The 21574-nt window shown below is 43.3% G+C and carries 17 protein-coding genes; 9 read left to right on the top strand and 8 right to left on the bottom strand.

The genetic code is table 11. The features are described from left to right. Positions 1–54 precede the first annotated feature (54 nt). Positions 55–522: an energy transducer TonB gene (locus tag JFC10_RS08670; protein WP_198332510.1), complete on the top strand. Its 468-nt coding sequence runs from the start codon at positions 55–57 to the stop codon at positions 520–522. 83 nt (positions 523–605) lie between these two features. Here the strand turns inward: JFC10_RS08670 and JFC10_RS08665 are convergent, their stop codons facing one another. Together JFC10_RS08665 and JFC10_RS08660 are read right to left on the bottom strand one after the other, a co-directional pair. After that, entirely contained in the window at positions 606–1334 is a 729-nt protein-coding gene (locus JFC10_RS08665) for a pantothenate kinase (RefSeq protein ID WP_198332509.1), read from the bottom strand. A 37-nt stretch (positions 1335–1371) separates the two neighbouring features. Further along, entirely contained in the window at positions 1372–2340 is a 969-nt protein-coding gene (locus JFC10_RS08660) for a biotin--[acetyl-CoA-carboxylase] ligase (protein WP_198332508.1), read from the bottom strand. A gap of 195 nt (positions 2341–2535) precedes the next feature. Between JFC10_RS08660 and JFC10_RS08655 the strand changes: the two genes are divergently transcribed. From JFC10_RS08655 to JFC10_RS08630, 6 genes are all read left to right on the top strand, one after another. After that, positions 2536–3339, top strand: coding sequence for a sulfite exporter TauE/SafE family protein (locus JFC10_RS08655; RefSeq protein WP_198332574.1), 804 nt, complete (start codon positions 2536–2538; stop codon positions 3337–3339). Positions 3340–3384: 45 nt separating this feature from the next. Next, positions 3385–3861 carry a hypothetical protein gene (locus JFC10_RS08650; RefSeq protein WP_198332507.1) on the top strand — a complete coding sequence of 159 codons (477 nt, stop codon included), beginning with the start codon at positions 3385–3387 and terminating at the stop codon, positions 3859–3861. Between the two features lie 142 nt (positions 3862–4003). Next, positions 4004–7945 carry an AAA family ATPase gene (locus JFC10_RS08645; protein ID WP_198332506.1) on the top strand — a complete coding sequence of 1314 codons (3942 nt, stop codon included), beginning with the start codon at positions 4004–4006 and terminating at the stop codon, positions 7943–7945. Between the two features lie 203 nt (positions 7946–8148). Then, positions 8149–9165, top strand: coding sequence for a cell division protein ZipA (locus JFC10_RS08640; protein WP_198332505.1), 1017 nt, complete (start codon positions 8149–8151; stop codon positions 9163–9165). A gap of 226 nt (positions 9166–9391) precedes the next feature. Beyond that, positions 9392–11467, top strand: coding sequence for an NAD-dependent DNA ligase LigA (gene ligA, locus JFC10_RS08635; RefSeq protein WP_198332504.1), 2076 nt, complete (start codon positions 9392–9394; stop codon positions 11465–11467). Beyond that, complete coding sequence (locus JFC10_RS08630; RefSeq protein ID WP_198332503.1) at positions 11468–13063, top strand: DUF2971 domain-containing protein; 1596 nt, start codon at positions 11468–11470, stop codon at positions 13061–13063. A 50-nt stretch (positions 13064–13113) separates the two neighbouring features. On the opposite strand, the gene JFC10_RS08625 is transcribed toward JFC10_RS08630, so the two are convergent. The 5 genes from JFC10_RS08625 to JFC10_RS08605 all read right to left on the bottom strand — a co-directional run bounded on the left by JFC10_RS08625 (position 13114) and on the right by JFC10_RS08605 (position 18757). Beyond that, entirely contained in the window at positions 13114–13677 is a 564-nt protein-coding gene (locus JFC10_RS08625; protein ID WP_227685782.1) for a hypothetical protein, read from the bottom strand. Between the two features lie 238 nt (positions 13678–13915). Continuing rightward, entirely contained in the window at positions 13916–14329 is a 414-nt protein-coding gene (locus tag JFC10_RS08620; RefSeq protein WP_198332502.1) for a hypothetical protein, read from the bottom strand. Positions 14330–14666: 337 nt separating this feature from the next. Then, positions 14667–17126, bottom strand: coding sequence for a YgiQ family radical SAM protein (locus tag JFC10_RS08615; RefSeq protein WP_198332501.1), 2460 nt, complete (start codon positions 17124–17126; stop codon positions 14667–14669). Positions 17127–17346: 220 nt separating this feature from the next. After that, positions 17347–18147: a YidX family protein gene (locus tag JFC10_RS08610; RefSeq protein WP_227685785.1), complete on the bottom strand. Its 801-nt coding sequence runs from the start codon at positions 18145–18147 to the stop codon at positions 17347–17349. A gap of 142 nt (positions 18148–18289) precedes the next feature. Beyond that, positions 18290–18757, bottom strand: coding sequence for an Lrp/AsnC family transcriptional regulator (locus JFC10_RS08605; protein WP_193013245.1), 468 nt, complete (start codon positions 18755–18757; stop codon positions 18290–18292). A 249-nt stretch (positions 18758–19006) separates the two neighbouring features. On the opposite strand from JFC10_RS08605, the gene rarD reads away from it, so the two are divergent. Further along, positions 19007–20029 (top strand): EamA family transporter RarD, encoded by a 1023-nt coding sequence (rarD, locus tag JFC10_RS08600; RefSeq protein ID WP_198332500.1) that lies wholly within the window; start codon positions 19007–19009, stop codon positions 20027–20029. A gap of 101 nt (positions 20030–20130) precedes the next feature. Here rarD and smpB read toward each other — a convergent pair whose 3' ends face one another. Beyond that, entirely contained in the window at positions 20131–20607 is a 477-nt protein-coding gene (gene smpB / locus JFC10_RS08595; protein WP_193013243.1) for an SsrA-binding protein SmpB, read from the bottom strand. Between the two features lie 358 nt (positions 20608–20965). Here smpB and coaD point away from each other — a divergent pair, with 358 nt between their 5' ends. Beyond that, positions 20966–21484: a pantetheine-phosphate adenylyltransferase gene (coaD, locus tag JFC10_RS08590; protein ID WP_060490411.1), complete on the top strand. Its 519-nt coding sequence runs from the start codon at positions 20966–20968 to the stop codon at positions 21482–21484. Positions 21485–21574: the final 90 nt, after the last annotated feature.

Here is a 21574-nt window from a genome sequence, read left to right as displayed (position 1 = left end):
TAATAAAGCTGACCCTTAGCTTTTTTTATCCGCCATATTTATCAGATACTGCTTATGATGCCGACTACTACTACCGCGCTTAAAAGACACTTAAAAATACGCCTTCGATTAACTATCATTTCTGCGCTGACAAAGGCGATGCTAGTACTGAGTATATTTTCGGCACACATTGCAAATGCTGAAATAGCAGACTTATCACCAGCGCAACCTGTCATCCAGTTTGCGACTTCTGATGCGAAGTGGTTACGTCAGCCAAGTTTTAACAATCGCCACATTCGTGCTTTAGGGGGTTATTGCGATCCGGAAGAACCTTGCAAAAAGAAGCGTGTTCAAATGGAATTCTTATTAAGGGTAAATCAAGAAGGCAAAGTCGCCAATATTACCGTATTAAAGAGTAGCGGTTCCGATAGAATTGATAGTGGATTTGAAAAAGAACTACGTCGTTCTCTTTTTAAACCATTTAGAAAAGATAGTAAGACAGTAGTAGGTAATGTCACCATCCCAATACTCTTTGAGTATTAATAAAGCTTAAACGATAATAAAAAAGCAGTACGCTTAAGACGTACTGCTTTTTTATTAATCATTTTATAAGGTTAATAAAGTGATTACGACTGTTTGGTCTGATCAAAATAGCGTGCCAAGCCATTTAACAATAAATCATCACGTAGGCGCACCGGACGGTTGACGTGCTGCGAGATAATAGCTGCATCACCACCCGTCATGATGACTTCAAAGTTGGGATGGCGATGGCTAATCTCATTGATGGCACCGACAATAGAGAGCAAGATACCACGATGTACCGCATCTTGTGTGGTCATGCCTTGACCGACACTATCAAAGGTGCCGTTAGATATGGTGATTTGCTTAGTGCCTGAAAATAGTGATTCACGTTGCAGATAAATACTGGGGAAAATATAACCGCCCAAATGCTCAGCATGATCAATCAAGTCAATGGTCACTGCTGTGCCACAGCCAATCACGCACTGACGTTTTTTCTTATCCACGGCGCCGAGCATCTGTAGCCAACGATCACAGCCGAGCTGTTCGTCATTATAAGCACTCTTCATCAAAGCGTGCGCTGCATCGACATGGACAAACTCAAACGGAATATTCAGACGACCTAACGTCTCTGACACTTTAACATTCAAATCGTCGCCCAGTACCGATGAGATACCAATAAAATCAGGCGCATAACGCTCGAAGCGATCGGTCAAACCCATCAGTAGTTCGGCAGGCGCTTGCAAATGTTGCTTAGCATCATGCGCGACTATTTGTCCGATATCATCGGTGAGCCAGTATTTTAGACGGGTGTTGCCAAGATCTAACCAGAGCATAAAAATCCCTTTATATCGTGCCCATTGGGTCTTTGATTTAAGTCTTATCAATAACGTCGATGCGTCCGGTAAAAAGCGCAGAAATCTTACCGTTATCTTGACGTAATTGCAAACATCCATGTGTATCAAGACCACAAGCATAACCTGTGATGCTATCTGTTTTACCGTTATGCTCTTGAGTAACGTGCAAGCGTAATCCTGCCAATGCATCCATCGAATCAAACTGTTTTAAAAAGCTGTCCAAATTATAGCTTTGACCAGTGGGCTTCTCTAATCCTAGGTGCTCAAAGCGTGTCATCGCGGCTAGCAGTGCTTTACTCATTTGTTGGTAAAGTATTTTTAGGCTTGGTAGACTCACAATATCTGTCTCTGGTTTTAGCCTCTCATAAATATCCTGTAGGCTAATCGCTTGATAGCTCATGCCTTCGCAAGTTTTTGTAGTGAGTTTGGGCGTTGCCTGTACATTAAGTCCTACGCCCATCACCACGCCGACCAATTTGCCCGCTTGGGTGACAGGCTCAATCAAAATACCCGCAAGTTTATTAAAAGGTAGGGTCTGTGCTGCCAGTTTAGGCTCATTTAACACTGAGTCAGATGGCGGTTGATAGAAGCCCAAATCATTTGCCCATTTTACGCCGATTGGCGTCAATCCTTGCGCGCGCAATTGCTCATTTAATATTTGAATAACGGGCATTTTTGCCAGTTCAACGCCGATGATTAATGACAGTAAACCGCTAATCGGCAGATGAACAGGATGATATAACGACAGATAGACATTGCCGCGTGGTGATTGCCACGAGCGCCCGTGTTGTCCACGACCTGCGCTTTGGGTTTCAGCGGTCAGTAGATGCATCTCCGCAGCATTTAACGTGCCATTTTGCACGTCTGCTATCAGCTCGCTATTGGTAGAGGCACTGTTGACAAGGTGACGATGGTTCAGCTCTGGTAAATGATGAAGCTCTAATGAGTCGGATGGGTCGTCAGAAAAATTAGAAAATGGCGGCATAAGTTTCGTCGATGTGGTTAATATAGCGTGGATAATCTTTGTTATACTGGGCGATTGTCATGAGATTGTCACGATTAGACAATACCAAATAAACAGCATAAAGGTCGGATTGTGATTTGGCAAATGCGATAGGCAAGTGATTATAAAACTAAAGAATTTTTATAAAAATAAGTGCGATAAAGGACTGATTCGATGATGTTATATGTATGGTTTGTGATTGCAGGCGCGTTTGCGGGTGTCAGTGCAGGTCTATTTGGTGTGGGCGGCGGCATGATTATCGTACCAGCATTGGTTTGGATTTTTACCGCTTATGATTTTTCGCCAGAAGTGGTGACTCATTTGGCGATTGGTACGTCACTGGCAACCATCGTTGTGACTTCGATCAGCTCATTGACCGCCCACAATAAGCATGGTGGCGTGCGTTGGGAAGTGTGGCGCAAAATGGCACTCGGCTTGGTAATCGGTAGTTTGGTGGGAGCCGGTATTGCCGATATGATTGACGGTAAAGTACTGCAAGCCATCATCGGTATCGGCGCGTTATTGGTCGCTTTAAAAATGCTGTTTTTGTCCAATAAAGAGCAGCTGGGCAAACCGCTACCGTCAGCTGGCGTACAGTTCGGCGCGGGTACAGGGATTGGTATGGCGTCGTCTATTTTTGGTATTGGTGGTGGCAGCTTAACCGTACCGTTTTTAAATTGGGCAGGATTACCGATGAAGCAGTCGGTCGGTACGTCTGCCGCTTGTGGATTGCCGATTGCATTGGCTGGTGCAGCAGGGTTTGCATGGTTCGGGCAAGATGTGGTCAATCTGCCTGAGGGCACGATAGGTTTTGTGCATATCACGGGTTTTTTATGTATTTCCGTCGCTAGCTTTGCGATGGCAAAAGTCGGTGCCAAGCTTGCGCACCAATTGCCTGCGCTAACGCTTAAGCGTGCCTTTGGGGTGTTGTTATTATTTGCAGGCGGGCAATTATTGTTAAGTGGGATTGGGGTGTTGTAAGAAACCAATCGTTTTTAATTTTGATTATCATATAAGGAGTTAAAAATGTTTGCAGTAATAGCTAGTCTCTTAGGTGTTCTCATTGGTGGATTACTTCCTTATATAACGAATAAACAAATACATAAGCATGATATTGATAAATTGAAGTTAGAACATAACAAGGAAGTGAAAGTCTTCACACGTGAAAAGTATGAGCAATTAATTATTAAGCTATATCGCCTAGCTTATATGGCTTATGAAGGCGTATATTATCGTTCAAGAAATGAAAATTTAAATTTTACGATGGAGACATTCATGATGTTAATGGCTGAAGTTGATACCTTAGTCATGCTTCATTTCCCTTTATTAGAAGAGGACTACGAAAAATTTTCTAAACAACTCGTTAAGTTATATATCGAATTATTTGCTGGTAGTTTCGAACAATGTAGAGTTATTAAAGAGGATTTTGATAGAGAAGCTGATAACCTATTAAAAGTTGTTAAACGACATGCTAATGAATATACGCAAATAGTCACTTCTTAGGAATAGTCTTATTTCCTTCGTTATTTTTCACGGGTAATTTTTAATGTTCTCTTAGAGATTAATGGTATTGTCTATCGTAAGCACAAACACCACAATTTCAGGTAGAATAGCCGCCTGTTTTCGCCATATTTACTGATCCTTCATGCGTCTAAAATCTCTAAAGCTGGCAGGCTTTAAATCCTTTGCCAATCCAACGACTTTTACCTTTCGTCATGGTATCACCGCCATTGTCGGGCCGAACGGCTGTGGCAAATCCAACGTCATTGATGCCATTCGTTGGGTGCTAGGCGAAACCTCAGCTAAGCAGTTACGTGGCGGGGCGATGAGTGATGTTATCTTTGCGGGTACGCAAGATAAAGCCGCCAAAAGTGTCGCCAGTGTCGAGCTGACCTTTGAGCATACCCAAGACGAGCATACTGGCATTCGCCACGAGTTTAACCTGTATCAAGAGCTGTCCGTTCGCCGTCAGGTCAATAAAGAAGGGCGCTCGGATTATTTTATCAATGGCACGCGCTGTCGTCGCCGTGATGTCGTCGATGTATTCTTAGGTACGGGACTTGGCGCGCGCAGTTATGCCGTCATCGAGCAGGGCATGATTGGGCGGATTGTTGAATCTAGCCCGATGCAGCTGCGTGAGTTTATCGAAGAGGCGGCAGGAGTTTCGCGTTATCAAGCGCGCCGTGAAGAAACGCAAAAGAAGTTAGAGAAAACTAAAGATAATTTAGCACGTCTACATGATATGCAAAGTGAGCTGGTCAGCCAACAAAAGCGTCTGTCTAAACAAGCCGCTAGTGCTGAGCGTTACGAAGCGTTAGCGTTGTCGCTTGCTGATATCAAACAGCAACTTGCCATTCAGCAGCTCTATCAAGCCAAGCATACTCAGCAGCAGCAAAAAATAGCGCATGAGCGCAGCGCCACTGAATTATCAACTTCACAAGCCAACTATGAAACCCTAAAAGCCAAGCAAGATAAACTTGCCGCCCGTATCAATCAAGAGCAATGGCTAAAAGATGATGCTCAAAGTATCTATTATCAACAGCAGCTAAGCTATCAACAAGCAGAGCATCAATTAGGCGATGCCAAGTCACAGCTGACTGCTATTGAGCAGCAGCTTGCCAGCTTGGATCAACAACGTAAGCAAGCAGTCGATGAGATAAATCGCTTGAAGGCTGAGCAAGTTGAGCAGCAGAATGTGCTAGAAGGATTGCGTCCACAGCTCATTGAATTAACGAATAAACGTGAAGCGCATAAACGCAACGAGCAACCATTACAGCGCGCCTACCATGACGCGCAAAACCAGCTATCAAGGCTGCAAGATACTGCGCGCTCGCTTGAACAGCAGCAAGCGATTAATAGCCAAGCACAAAAACGTTATCAGAAAAACCATGATAAATGGCAGCGCCGCCAGCAAAATTGGCAGCATTTATGGCAGCAACTACAACAGTCGTTATCACCAATTGAAAGTACTGGTTTACAAGAGAATACTGATGCGAAACTTTTGCAGCAGACGTTAGCGGCGCAAGTCGCTGAGTTAAACAAACAATTGCAGCAGATTGAACGCCAACAAGACAGACTCGATGAACGACTGTCTGAGCTACAACCGCAAGCGCATGATTTACAGCAGCGTTTAAATACGCAGCAGCGCGAGTTGAGCGAGAATGAGAAGCGCCACGCGGTATTGGCAGGAGAGTACGATACCCTGCACCAGATATTGCATCCGAAGCCTACACCAAAATCGCAATCGCTTGTTCATGCAAAAACTGCTGATATTAAAAGTGATTTAGAAAATGAAGTAGCTAGCGACTATAACCAATTGGCCATTACTACCTTGCGTCAACAGATTGAGCTAAGTGAAAAAGGTCAGGAGCACGCAGAGCTACTTGATAGCGTGTTGGCGTTATGGTTAGACAGCCATGTATTAATCTCAAATCAAACGAATCAGTCAAGCATCGATAACGCTAACGATGATTCTGAGAAAGTGCATAGCTTATGGCAGATGCTTGAGCATGAGTTAAAAGATTTATTTGTTTATCAAAATGCGCAAACCAATACAGTAGACAAGTTATCAATCAAAACAGAAGCCCGTCATAGCTTATGGCTATCTGCTCAGACAAATGATACAGATTCAACGCCATTTATCAGTGCTTTGCCAGATAACTTGGTTGATAAAATATTGCCTTTATCACAGCTGATTAGCACACCGAAATTAACGCTTTGGCAACAGTGTTATTTATATATTGCGCAATCTCAAACGACTAATCAGCAGGATTTTGAGGCGCTTACCGACATCTTAAAAGTATTGCCATTGTCAGCCATTTTACTAACGACTGACGGTTGGATTATTAGTCGTCAGGGCACGATAAATCTCAGTAAGTTTGTTGGTGCACAAAATGGGGAAAATGAGAGCAATAACCAGTTCCTCACGCAACGTTTGCAACAGCGCAGTCGTTTGCAAGCGTTAGAAGGGTTACTGGATGAATTTGAAAGCAAAATACAAGACCAACAAAAGACCATTGCTAATAACCAGCGTACCTATGATGCGCTGACAGTCAGCTTAGAAGAGACTCGTGCGCAAGCTGAGCAATTAACCCGCGATAAGCATCAGTATCAGCAAAAACTCACCAGCCAGCGCGCCAACGCTGAGCGCTTACAAGCGGACAGCCAACGCATCGATGCTGAAAAAGCTACCCTTGAGCAAGAGCAACAGGAGCTGGTGCAAGAGCAGCAAGCGCTCAATCATGAGCAGCAGCACCTCCAAAGCGAGATAGCGGCGCTGACGCCACAGATATTGGATGCTCGTGCGGCAACTCAGCAATTACAAGCTGAGCGCAGTGAGCTAAGTCGTACCCGACAAGCGGATGATGATGCTTGGCAAGCATTGCAACTTCGTATTCAACAAAGTGAGATGCGTTTAGAGCATAGTGTCAGTAGTTTTGTTCGTGCGACCGAACAGCATGACAAGTCGCTACAAAGCGAGCAAAGTCTAACGGCACGTCTTGAGCAGCAGCAAAATAAACTACCAGCACTACAAGCCGCATTACAAACAGCACAGACCACGCGCGATGAGCAGCAGGCAGTATTGACGACACGCGAGACAGCATTAACGGTGCTTAAGCAAGAGTACAGTCAGCAGCAGGTAGAGCTAGATAGCTGTCAAAACACACTGCAAACTCAGCAAAGTGCGCTTGCCCGACTTGCCACCGAGTTGGCATTAAGCGCTGCGAAATTAGAGGATGCTAGTAGTCATACGCAAGAAGCACTAGAGGCTTACCATAAAGTGAGTCATAAATATAAAGCGCCATCGGAAATATCGCATCATCAGCAAATAATGAGCGTCTCAAACTTGCTAGCAGATTTTATCGCCCATGATCGCCGTGTGCGCCCAGACAAAATCGCTGAGCTTGAGTCTGAGCGCGCGCAGCTTGAGCAGCAGCTAAGCAAAATTGGCGCAGTTAACTTGGCAGCGGTGGCAGAGTTGGCAGAAGTTAATGAGCGCTTAGAGCCACTTGCGCAGCAGACAACAGATATTGCTGCCAGTATGCAGACGTTGACGGAGGCGATTGCATCAATTGATGAGACCACCAAGACCTTATTTATGCAGACGCTCGATGCGGTCAATACTGAGCTTGCTAATTTATTTGCTAAAGTGTTTGGTGGCGGGCAAGCCAGTTTAACGCTCAATACTGACGATATGCCTATCAATGCACCAAAATCAGAACAGTGGCGGGCAGGGCTAACGTTAATGGCACAGCCAAAAGGCAAACGTAATAGTCGTCTTGCCGTGCTTTCAGGCGGCGAAAAGACGCTTACTGCATTGAGTTTGATTTTTGCGATATTTAAGCAGCATCCTGCCCCATTTTGTGTACTAGATGAAGTTGATGCGCCACTTGATGACGCCAACGTCGCCCGTTTTACCAGCCTCATTCATGAATTAGCAGACGATTTGCAGTTTATTTTTATTAGCCATAATAAATTGACGATGCAGATTGCTGATGAGTTAAAAGGCGTCACCATGCCAAGCGCGGGCATTTCTACCTTGGTCAGCGTCTCACTCGACGAAGCAGCACGTTACCTTTCTGATTAAGAGCAGCCCAGTAATAAAATAATTGATAACTGGCAGCCATTGCTAGTGGTATAGTTAGGAATGAGGTCATAAGGTCACGCAAGTGTGTCAGCCTCATGGTAAACGATGACTATATGGTGACGATATTAATTAGCCATGCTAGACTATTGCCATTCATTCCCTCTTATGTATTCCCTTTTGTCATATATTAGGATGTATTTCTCATGACCGCTATTCAGTTTATATTGATTGCCATTGCCGCATTTATCGTGCTTGCAGGGCTATTTATGGTCATTCGTAGCTTTAAGCGCCGCAACAATGCTGAAGCGGTAGCGGTCAATTATGATAAAAACGGTATTCCTATCATACCGCGTCATGAACGCAATATCGTAGATCAGCCAGACTTGGACGATACGGTCGCTGGCGAAACAAGCATCACCCCTGATCGCAGTTATCTAAATGCGGTGGTCGAAGACAAGCCTTTGACCCAATCTCATACCAATGTCGATGCGCAGCTAACAGATGGGCATGCGGATGTTAATGATGCCGATAGTAACACAATAGATAATGCCGACTATGTGCGCTGGCAAGAAGAGCAACAGCGTGCTGACAACAGCGAGTTTGTAGAAGCCGCTGATCAGATGCATGTCGAGCAAGAGCAGGATGCGTTTTCAAGCTTAATGTCCGCAACTGATAGCTTGATGCCTTCTATTGATACCGCAGACGAGCCAAGCTTCGATAATAACAGTCCGATACTCGATCAGCATTTATCAGAGCCAGTAGATGAAGCGCAAAACGGTCCATTAATTAATGCCAAAGACAATATTAATATCACCATTTTGCCGCATCAATATCGCGACCGTCCAGCCGCGATTATCCGTGGTCGTGATTTATTGGCATTAATTGATAAGTATGGTCTGCGCTATGGCGCGATGAATATGTTCCATCGCTATGAGCAAAAAGACGGCACGGGTATGCTATGGTTTAGCATGATGGGTATCACCGATAGTGGCATTGCGCCTTTTGATCCGCATAGCGTGGCGACCAATACCTATAATGGCGTGGTGGTTTTCTTATCGCTGCCGCATCCACAAGCGCTGCGTAGCTTCGATAGTATGATGAGTATTGCTTATATGATGGCAAGCGACTTGGACGCCATTATGCTCGATGAAGAGAACGAACCAATCACCCCTGAATACAAACAGCAATTGCGTAACCAAGTTCGCGATTATGAAGGTTAGTTCTAACTGATTAATAAAAGCTGATTCATATTAGCAGTATTCTAAAAGGCAAATAGCGATTGACGTTATTTGCCTTTTTTAGTTTTCGGGTTATGCATTTTTTATTAGCCTGATTTTCTATAAACTTGGTTTTCTACAGAATTAGTTTTCTACAAAATGATATCCGAGTATCCTGCAAACTTGTTATCATATCGGCATCTTGAATCGCAAAGAAAAGACGCCGACTATGACTGACCCTATCTTACCGCTTACCTCTAAAAATATCGATACTGCACAATCTACAGACAGTGATAATGCTATCGTCACCCAAATGCGCACGTTTATCGATGCCCTTAAGCAGCATAATTATGCCTATTATGTGCTTGATAATCCCATTTTAGAAGACAGCGAATACGATCAGTTGCGCCGCTCTTTATTGGAGCTTGAAGAACAATATCCTGATTTGGTACAGCCAGATAGCCCAATCAATCAAGTTGGCGACATGCCGCTATCTGCTTTTACCCAAGTCACTCATGATATTCCCATGCTCTCGCTCGGTAACGTCTTTGATTATGATGAGTTACATGGCTTTATGCGCCGCGTGAATGATCGTCTCAATGATGCGCAGAAAAACCCTGAATACGAGATGGAGCTAAAGCTCGATGGCTTGGCGGTGTCACTCAAATATGCTTATGGTAAGTTTGTCCAAGCGGTGACACGCGGTGATGGGCAAACTGGGGAGGACATCACCCAAAATGCCAAAACCATTCGCAATTTGCCACTTTGGCTCGCGTCTGCAAGCGAGATTCCATTATTGGAAGTACGCGGTGAGGTGCTGATGCCGAAAGCGGGCTTTGAGCGTTTGAATCGCCTTGCTGAAGAAAAGGGCGACAAAACTTTTGCTAATCCACGCAATGCTGCCGCTGGAAGTTTACGTCAGCTTGACCCTGCCATTGCCGCCAGCCGTCCGCTCGCATTTTACTGTTATTCAGTCAATCAAGGTTTACCTGAGCATATCAAAACCCAATCAGCAGCGCTTGCATGGCTAAAAACCATTGGCTTTACCGTGAGTGCAGTCGAGGTGGTACAAAATCCACGCGAGGCTCAAGCCTATTATGAATCGGTAAAGGAGACACGTGGCGAGCTGCCGTTTGAGATTGATGGCATGGTCATCAAGGTCAATAGCTTGGCGTTGCAGCAGCAGCTTGGTTTTTTATCGCGTGAGCCGCGCTGGGCGACCGCTTATAAATTCCCTGCCGAAACTGTCATGACACGCTTGCATGCTATCGAATGGCAAGTCGGGCGCACTGGCGCGATTACGCCCGTTGGTAAATTAGAACCCGTGAAAGTCGGTGGCGTCACTGTCAGCAATGTCACCTTGCATAACTTTGGCGAGATTCAGCGATTGGATGTGCGTGCAGGTGATATGGTCAGCGTCCACCGTGCAGGCGATGTGATTCCTAAAGTGACCCGTGTTTGGACAGATCAACGTCCAGAAAATTCTGAACCCGTTACGTTGCCATCGACCTGCCCAGTATGCGACTCACCTGTGGTGTTACCCAAAGATGAAGCGTTAGCGCGTTGCACTGGTGGGCTATTTTGTCCCGCGCAGCAGGTCGAGGCGCTCATCCACTTTGTCTCGCGTCGGGCAATGGATATCGATGGCTTAGGCGCAAGTTGGCTGATTAGCTTTTTTGAGCATGGCTTGGTGAAGACAGTCGCTGATATCTATCAATTGCACAATCATCAAGACGAGCTGATTACGCTTGAGAAACTGGGCGAAAAATCGGTACAAAACATCCTCAGCGCTATCGAAGCCAGTAAGCATACGACATTGGCTCGCTTTATTTATGCGCTGGGTATTCGCGGTGTCGGTGAGACGACGGCGCAGAATTTGGCGCAGCAATTTGGCGATCTTGATAGCCTGATGGCTGCTGATATCGATAAACTACTGCAAACGCCTGACGTCGGCGCGATTACCGCTGAACTTGCTTATAAATTCTTCCGCGCACCGCATAATATCGAAGTCATCACGGCATTACGCGAAGCTGGCGTGCACTGGGACAAGGTCGAGCAGGTCGTCTCAGAAGGGCTGCCACTCGATGGCCAAACGTGGGTCATCACCGGTGCGCTCGATAGCATGGCACGCGATGAAGCCAAAGCCAAACTACAAGCACTAGGTGCAAAAGTCTCAGGCAGTATCTCCGCGAAAACCACGGCACTACTAGCAGGTGACAAGGCTGGGTCTAAGATGGCAAAAGCTGAAAAACTGGGTGTGAAAGTAGTGGGCGAGGATGAGTTTTTGGCTTTGGTTGGGGAGTAAATGATGAATATTGATGACATGGAAGGTCTGGACGAAGAAACTCGCAAAAAAATTGAAGAGTTGCAGAAGGTGACGCGTGAGAAAGATGGGGATGAGGCATTTACAGCCGCTCAGTTAAAAATTTTTAGTACTAGTTTTTCTAATGAAGACTATAGTCTGGGATATGAAGCTTTAAGTAAGATAAAAGAGACTGATAATAAGATAAGTTACTATCTCGCTCAAATAAATTTAGCGCTTGTTGAGAAGAATATTGACAATAATGTTTATAGAGCTTCCGAAAGGCTCATAAAATTATATGAAAATAAGGAGTTTGAACTCATAAGTACAGTGGTACTAAAAGGAGGTTTTCTCTCTGTAGAAGATGTCATGTTTAAATTTGGGGGTGAGCTTATTGATAAAGAGCAATATAAAGATGCTCTTAGATTGTTCGAGTCACTAAGTACTTCTTATTCCTATGAAAACTATTGTTTGATAAGAATATGTATGCTATTTCTTAGGGAGAACACTAAAAAAATCGCTGAATATTTTCTTGATTCTTTAAAGCAAGTGTTAGTAATACAGGATAATTTAATTGTTGATTGTAGTCATGAGAATCAGTATGAAAGAAAGCTTGCGCATTATACTAGTACTATAGTTGCAAATAACTTATTAAATAATACTGAGAAAAATAAAAGTTTATTTAGATTGAGTACTATATATAATGTTAATGATCCTAGTGAAGGTAATCTATTGATGGGCTACCTTAAAGAGAAAAAATATAATATTAAAAAAAATGTTGATTTAAACGTAGATTATCATGCTTTTTTAAGTTGCTTTACTTTTAACCATGATAGCCTTAATCAGTTTAGATTATATGGGAAAGAAAATAATAGAGAAGCTTCCGGTGTTAGTTTAGTCTTCAATAAGCATTTTTTCTTAGATAAAAATATATATAGTAAGTACAGAAAAATACTAAATGATCCAATAAATATTATTAACACAAAAAAAATAGAAGATATTAAAGACAATTTATTGATAGAGTATGCTAATGCTACTGAGATAGATAAGCAAAATGTATTTAGGTGTATGTACTTGAATGTTAAAAATGATTATATACATTTAGCTCAACGAGATAAAATTACTTTTTATAATGAGTTTAAGGATAAAAGTGAAGCTCAAAGGCACTGGGAAGAGTATACAAAATACGTAGATAGTAAAAAAGAGATTATAATAAGAAGTCTAAATAAACTTAAAGTGAACTTTAATTTATTAGATGAGCAATATCGAATGTTAGATAGTAATTACTCAAGCATTACAGATGAATTAGATATTATAGCTGATGAAATTTTATTACCTCTTAAATACCTTGTTAAGCATTCAGCTTTCCAAGAAGAACAAGAATGTCGTATTGTATATGTTACTTCTTTGAAAAACGAGAATGTAAGAATGGAGTTTGGGAAATTTTTATATGTTGAGTATGAAGCAGATGTCAAAACACACCTTGATAAAATATATATTGCCCCAGCAGCTACTCAATATCAGCCTTATCTAGCTAAGCTACTTTGCGATACCAATGTCAAAATTGAGCTTTCAAACAACCCATATCGTCAGACCTAATATTTTTTAGTCGCGTGTGTCATATAAATTAAAACACACGCTATTAACTTCTACTCCGTCATCTCCCCATGCGCCTTCGCTTCACTTTTCTTACCATCAGGCTTGATTTCAATTGGTAATACCAATCCTTTCGCAAAGTCATCGGACAGTACATAATCATAGCTACTGGCAGCGATATCAGGTGTGGTATGAATGATAAGTTTCATATCAGTGCCATCGGTTAGCTCATGCGATACATAGCTTTCACTCAGCTGATCCAAGGCTTTCGATAGTGCTTCATTGCTCGCCATGCTCACGGTCAGATTATGCTGAGCCGTAGCATTATCTACCTTGAAATATTCTGCGTAGTCACGGACATTTTGGCTATCAAGCGCAAACGGATATTGATAATTGGCAGGGTCAGCGGGCTTTTCACCGCTCGCCATGACAGACCAGTCGATAGTCTTAGTGGCTGTCGTGGACGAGTTTGCGGTCGCCACTGCTGGCTCAGAAGCTTGAGCAGCCATTTCAGCACTGTTGTCGCAGCCTGCCAGTGCCCACAGGCTAGCAGTAGCGATTATCATCATATTTATTAGGCGCTTAGCCATCGACGTATCCTCAGTATTATTAATCATAAATAATGTCCTATCAGTGCTATTTTGACAGGTTTCTTGATGCTTCTCTAGACAAAAGCAGCAAACCGTTTATTCTAATCAATGCTTGACCTGAATCTGTGGTTTTGATGCCAGTTTTTATACAGACATTCAGCACAATATTACTCAATCAAAACGCAAAAAAACAGCCACCCTATGATGACTGTTTTGTATATGCCACTGCTTTTTTACGACTGGCAGACTGTTTATAGCTAGCTAATTAGATTTGGCAGTTTACTTGATATTCTGTACCGTTTGCCCATTTGATGGCAAAAATACCTTTGTCGCCTTTCATGTGCCATGCATAGACAGCTTCTGGGTTTGACTCATTAACGTAGCTTGCGGTATCACCTTGCACATCACCATTTAAGATGATTGGTTGCTCAGCCCATTTTACTTTAGGCAAGGTCGCATTGAGCATCACTTGTTTTTTATTGATAGATTGTTTAGCCATGATGGTGCTGTCGTCAGTACAGGTATAAGGTGCTGGTGCCATACGATCATAAGCGGCATCGGTGACGCTTTCTGATGCAGGCGTGTTTGATGCATTTGGCGTAGTAGGAGCCGTGGTCGCACAAGCACTTAATAGGGCAAGGGTAGGTAGAGTAACAGCAAATTTAGTTAGGGTGTTCATGGCATTCTCCAAATATGTAAAAATCATAATGTATTTATTTTTAATAATGCGTTAAGCATATAGCCCATATGGTAACGAAAACGGCGCTTGAAGAATGTTAGAAATTGTTTGTTACGTGTTCATTAAGTTACTTAATCACTGACTAATGTAACGCTTCATTTGGCGCGTTTTAGTCGGTATTTAAGCTTTAATTATTAATTAATTAAAAAATAAGCCAATTCAAATGAAAAAGCGCCTATCGAACTTTTGATCGATAGACGCTTTTTTTAATGAGCTTAAATAAGTGTTTGTCACTCATTTAGGCATCTGCATTTAGCAATGAGACCCAGCGCTTTAACTACTTGGTTTTACGCGGTGGCAGACCAGTATGTTGCGTTTGGAAATTGCCTTTGCTCACGCGCTTCTTGGTGTTTTTGCTGACCGTATTTTGACTCGCAGCGCCTTTAGCTGATGAGCTATTGGTTGACGAATTATTATTACGCTTCACTGAGTCATTACCCAAGCGGCTGTTCTTTTTACGTGCTGATTGATAGCTGTCTTGTACCGCATCGCGCCCCTCTAAACTGGCGTTAAACGGCGGGATTAAGCAGCCACGGTTTTTACCAATCAAATCACCACGACCCATATCTTGCAGGGCTTTACGCAACATGACCCAGTTTTTTGGATCATGATAGCGCAAGAACGCTTTGTGTAATTTACGTTGTTTACCAGATTTGACGATATCCATATCACCTTCATCACGACTGATTTTATGCAGTGGATCTTTATGCGTGTGATACATGGTGGTCGCTGTCGCCATCGGGCTAGGATAAAACGCCTGCACTTGGTCAGCGCGGTAGCCATGGCTTTTGAGCCATAGCGCAAGGTTCATCATATCCTCGTCTTTAGTGCCCGGATGCGCGGCGATAAAGTAAGGAATCAGATATTGCTCTTTGCCTGCTTCTTGGCTGTACTGTTCAAACATGGCTTTGAATTTATCATAGCTGCCCATGCCCGGCTTCATCATTTTCGATAAGACGTTTTCTTCTGAATGTTCAGGCGCAATTTTTAGATAACCACCGACATGATGGCTGACCAATTCTTTGACGTATTCTGGATCTTTTACTGCCAAGTCATAACGCAAGCCAGAGGCGATGAGAATCTTTTTCACGCCTTTGATATCACGGGCTTTGCGATACAGTTTGGTCAAATTACTGTGATCGGTAATTAGGTTTTCGCAGACGTCTGGATAGACACAAGAAGGCTTACGGCAGTTCTTTTCAATGGTCTCATCTTTACAGCTCAGACGATACATATTGGCCGTTGGCCCACCAAGGTCGGATATTACCCCAGTGTAGTTAGGTGCGGTATCACGAATGGCTTCGACTTCCCGTAGGATAGATTCTTCTGAACGGTTTTGGATAATGCGTCCTTCGTGCTCAGTGATCGAGCAAAAAGTACAACCACCAAAGCAGCCGCGCATGATATTCACAGAAAACTTAATCATGTCATAAGCAGGGATGCGTGCATCGCCATAGCTTGGATGCGGCAAACGTGCGTACGGCAAGTCAAACACATAATCCATCTCTTCAGTCGAGAGTGGAATCGGTGGCGGATTGAGCCAGACATCGATGGAGGTGTGTGAGTTACCAGCACCGCTACTATGACGTTGCACAAGGGCGCGGGCATTACCCGGATTGGTCTCAAGATGTAAGATACGGCTGGCATGAGCATATAAAACAGGGTCAGATTTGACGTGCTCATAATCAGGCAGACGAATGACTGTCTTTTCACGTGGTGGCATTTTTAGTTTATGCTTACGCGCCGTCATTGGCTTATCAAAACCACGCATTTGCACCACTTGTGTTTCTTCGTCAACTTGCTCAGCATTTAGAATTTTATTGGCAACTGGTTCAGAGACAAATCCTGGATATTGCCCTGCCATTCCCGACATGGCTTGCCCAACTGGTGAGTCACTAGGCTTGTCTTGCTCGATTGAGCATTGATCCACGTCTTCGGTCATCACATACGGATTGATAATTGGGTCAACACGGCCAACGGTATCGACGTCATTACTAGCGACTTCAGTCATATCGTCTTGCCAATGGCGGCGCGTTGGCGTCAATAGATATGACGTGCCACGCAATTTGCTCATTTGCTCAAAGCTATAGCCTTTTGATAAGCCATGTACCACATCGACGATGGCACGTTCAGCATTACCGTACAATAAAACATCGGCACGGGCATCCATCAAAATACTACGGCGGACTTTATCCGACCAGTAATCATAATGAGCGATACGGCGTAGACTGCCTTCGATACCGCCTAGGATAATTGGCACATCAGGATAGGCTTCGCGGCAGCGCTGGCTATAGACGATAGCGGCGCGGTCAGGGCGTTTATTTGCCACGTTGCCCGGCGAGTACGCATCATCGCTACGGATTTTGCGATCGGCGGTATAGCGGTTGATCATGCTGTCCATGTTGCCTGCGGTCACGCCATACGCATAGACAGGTTTGCCCAATTCCATAAAGGCGTCTTTGCTCTTCCAATCTGGCTGAGCAATGATACCCACACGAAAGCCTTGTGACTCTAGTAAACGACCGATAATCGCCATGCCAAAGCTTGGATGATCGACATAAGCATCGCCTGAAATGATGATGACATCACAGGCATCCCAGCCCAAATCGTCCATCTCTTTGCGGCTCATTGGCAAATAAGGCGCAGGCTCATAGCAGCTCGCCCAATGTTTGTCGTAGTCGTAAAGTGGTTTGGTGCCTTGTTTAAAGGCGGTGCGGGCGATGGTATCGGCAGACATGAGCGGACCTGTTAATTAGAAAAATGGCACTAAAAAAAGCCGTTATTCATTAAAAATATTAACGGCTAATTTAAAAGCGCTCATTTTAACATGAATTACGCTCATGATGTGATAAACGATTAGCGATAAGTTATTGATAGTTTAAGTAATCTATGAATAAAAAGGCTTCTAGCAACTAATAATCTTTTTGTTCTAAATCATCGTTTATAGTAAGGATTTACTACTCTAATAATTGAAATGGGAAAGTAACCACGTCAAAAGCTAAGGCAAAGGGTAATAAGACCAATTTTTGCGCCGTATTTGCGCCACGACGAGACACTTGGTTTTGCTGGCTTTGTGTATAAAAACTGACCGTATAAGGTTTGCTCAAGGCGCGATAATTCGACTGAATCATGCTTAGATTACTGACCTGCGGATAGATAGCACCTTTCACAGGAATACTAAAGCAAAAGCGCTGAGCATTGATACGCTGGTCGCTGTCTGATGTGCACTCGCGGCCATTATTTTGTAAAAAGAACTGGTAGTCAGAGCGTTTAAATTCATCTTTTAATTTGGCATAAGACAGCTTCATCTCACCCTGAAAATAGCCGTCGTTATTGGGCACATAAAAACTCATGTCGTTATCGACTTGAATGTTTTTTGTCGTTAAGTTGGTCAATAAACCCACCATCTCCGTTCCGCCTTGGGTCAGCACATAGCTGTTCTTTTCGCCAACGATAACCATGGTCGCATTTGGCATTTTTGGCAATGCTTGTGCAGGACGACCAAACGCCACGATTTGATCTTCCGACAAAATACTTTTAGTTGTCGTTGTGCTGACATGACTGTCACTGTCTAATAATGAGCTGGTGGCACATCCTGAGCTGGCGAGCAAGGCCGCAAGTGATACGCCGGTTATCACTGTTTTAAAGCTTAAGGATCTTGGGTTGAGTGATTTTAGACTGAATGCTTTTAGATTCAATGTTTTCACCGCCACGTGATTATGCTTTTCTTTATTCATAGAACCTGTGTTCTTAATCATGCTAAGGCTTCCTTGTCTATTATGCGATGGACTATTGGTGTGGCATTTATTATTTACTGCCAAACTTTCGTTGATATCGTACCTTGTTTGACCGCGACTTATCTACTTTTAATTAAACAGCCAAGCAGTTTTTATAATCAAATTAATCGAGCAAAATCTTTGTGCCACTTTTAGTAAAATTCATCACAAATTGGCTTTTAAAGTTGTGCACATTATTCTCATAGGTAAGCAACCCAGTCGTGAATCGATGGTAATCACTCATATTTTTGGCGTTGACCATCAACATAAAATCTGCATCACCCGACACCTCATAACAGCTCATCACTTGTGGCTGTGTATTCATCAAGCGCTCAAACCGATGTTGCATCGAGGTATTTGAGCGCGCCATCTCTATCATCACCACGGCAGTCAGTCCGTAGCCCACCTTATTTGGGTCAACGATAGCGACTTGTTTGGTAATGACGCCGTTGCTTATTAATGCTTGAATACGGCGCTGGGCAGTAGCGATGGACACATGCACTTGTTCTGCCACGGTTTTCAATGGCAAAGTCGCATCGTCCTGTAATAAATTTAAAATCGCTTTGTCGATATCATCTAAAACTTGGCTCATGGTGTTCTCTCTTTTAGAAAGCGTTTCATTCACTGGATTTTTTATAATTATTATCACTATAAGTCAAAAATTAAGAAAATATTTAGTTTTAAAGGATTCAAAAGATAAATTTATTTATAAATAGGATTTTATTAGAAATAATATCTCACCGCTACTCAGTAAAATAGACGCTAGCAACCAAAGCTTAGCTATAACAAATAAAAGCTAATAACTGGTTTTCTAATGTCTATTTAAACTTACGGTGCTTTTATGTCTACTTCAATGCTTTCTACTGTCTTCGCAAATACGCTAGCAACCACTGTCTCGCGCTTGCCATTGCCAGCGGTTTGGACGGCGGGTAGCGCACAGCAACGCACATTAATATTGGGCGTAGTTTTAGCGGTGTTGTCGAATTTATTATTTGGCGTACTTTATGCTTATAGCAGCTTTTTAGCACCATTGTCAGGTACGCAAGTCTTTATCTGGCGGATGCTAGCGATGTGGGTGGCGTTGGTGGGATATTTGCTGATTAGTGGGCGCTTGGGTTTGCACATCGATAAGCTCAAAGCGCTAGGCACAGTTAAACAATGGGCTTGGTTGTTATTACCAACGCCGATATTCTTAAGCCAGTTTTGGTTGTTTATGTGGGCGCCAGTCAACGGGCAGGGCGTACAAACCGCGATGGGTTATTTTTTATTTCCGCTTATGATGGTGGTGTTTGGTTGCGTACTATTCGGTGAAAAGTTAAGCCGTTTACAATGGCTAGCGGTGGCTTTTGCAGTAGTGGGTGTGTGCAGTGAAATCATTCGTACGCAAAGTGTCTCTTGGGCAACGCTTTGGGTCTGCGGCACCTATCCTATTTATTACATTTTACGCCGTCTGCAAGGGATTGGCGCGGTCACTGGATTATTGGTTGATTTAACGATGTTTGCGCCATTTGCTGTGGCCTATTTATTATTATTCGCGCCGAGTAGTTTAAGCTTAGTGAGTGGTTCTGGATTTTTTATCCTGATGCTGGCAGGACTCGGTGTCATGAGCGTGCTTGCGATGAAAACCAACGTTGATGCCAGTCAGATGCTGCCAGTGAACGTCTATGGCATGATGAGCTATTTGGAGCCAGCCTTATTGTTTATCTTAGCCGTGACTGTACTGGGCAATCCATTTGAGTCAGCGATGATTTATAGTTATGGTTTGATTTGGCTGGGTATTGCTTGTCTGATTATGCATGGTATATGTCAATTACGCAGTGCTCATAAACAATCAAAAACGACAAAGATTGCGCCAGTTGTTTGAGGGTTGATAAGTAAAATAGATTGAACAAATAAAAACGGACGATTCAGCATAAAGTTGAGTCGTCCGTTTTTTAAAGATTAAAAATCTTTCTAAAGCGATGCTTAATCTAAATGCTGTTTAAAGCCGCGCTGCTTATCACGTTCCCAATCACGGTCTTTAAGCGTTTTGCGCTTGTCGTGCTGTTTTTTACCCAGTGCCAAGCCAATTTGACATTTCACCAGCGAGTTTTTCCAATAGCAAGATAATGGCACGCAGGCATAGCCTTTTTGGTTGACTGCGCCCATTAACTTTTCGATTTCGCGGCGATTGAGCAGCAGTTTACGGGTTCGGATACTATCAGGACTGACATGCGTCGAGCTGGATAGCAGCGGCTGAATATGCGCGCCAAATAGGAATGCTTCATTATTACGGAAGATAATATAAGCTTCGGTGATGGTCATTTTACCTGCGCGAATGGCCTTGACTTCCCAGCCTTGTAACGCCAATCCTGCCTCAAACGTTTCTTCAATAAAGTACTCATGACGAGCCTTTTTATTGGCACAAATTTGATTGTCCGGTTTTTTTGATTTTTTTGACATAATTTCTCCATAAGGACTGCCTAAAAATACAAAGTCCTTATCTGACTAGTCCTACTGATTCCTCATCCTAACTCAATAAATGGTATTGTCTTTTATTTGGTTTATAAAATGGATGAGTCGAACCGCCTATTGTAGCAAAGCCTCTAACAAAAATGTAAGTCGGCTATTAGGACAAATGTAGCCAATATAGCCGAAGTCATTTAAGGTGGATACACAGCAATCGAGCGCAAACAGAAGACTGAGTACATTAAGTGAAGTTAAGGCGGTAACTATTTACAAATGCATCGACGATAAGTATTAAGTTTGAGCAAAATTTGCTAGCATATAGCCTACTATTACTGACCCTATTAGCCACGCTATGAGCCACTCTACTTCTGCTAACTCCTCAAAGCTGCACACCAGAATTTTATATCCTGGTACCTTTGATCCTATTACCAATGGTCATGTGGACTTGGTCACACGCGCCACCAAACTGTTTGATGAGGTTGTGATAGCGGTTGCCTCAGGACATCACAAAAAGCCTTTATTTAACTTTGAGGAGCGCGTCGCCTTAGTTGAGACGGTATTTGCTGACTTGCCGCAAGTATCTGTCGTGGGTTTTGAAGGCCTACTCGTTGACTTTATGCGTGAAAAAAACGCCACTGCCGTCTTACGAGGTCTGCGCGCTATGTCAGATTTCGAGTATGAATTTCAACTCGCTAATATGAACCGTGAGCTTGATGAAAATTTTGAAGCGGTATTTTTAACGCCGTCGCAAAATTATTCTTTTATCTCATCAACCATGATTCGAGAAATCGCCAAGCTCGGCGGTGATGTGACTAAATTTGTCCCGCCATGTGTCTCACAAGCTTTTGCTGAAAAACTCAATCTTAAATAGCCAAATACCTGCTGACAATCAAGGTGTATTGAACATTCAACTACGCATCGAAATAGCCAAAGTGCTCAGTTTCGATTGCTATCAGTAAAA

This window comes from Psychrobacter aquimaris, assembly GCF_016107525.1.
Lineage (GTDB): Bacteria > Pseudomonadota > Gammaproteobacteria > Pseudomonadales > Moraxellaceae > Psychrobacter > Psychrobacter aquimaris.
Note: the sequence above shows the minus strand (reverse complement) of the source record. Positions and strands in the feature narration are given on the sequence as shown.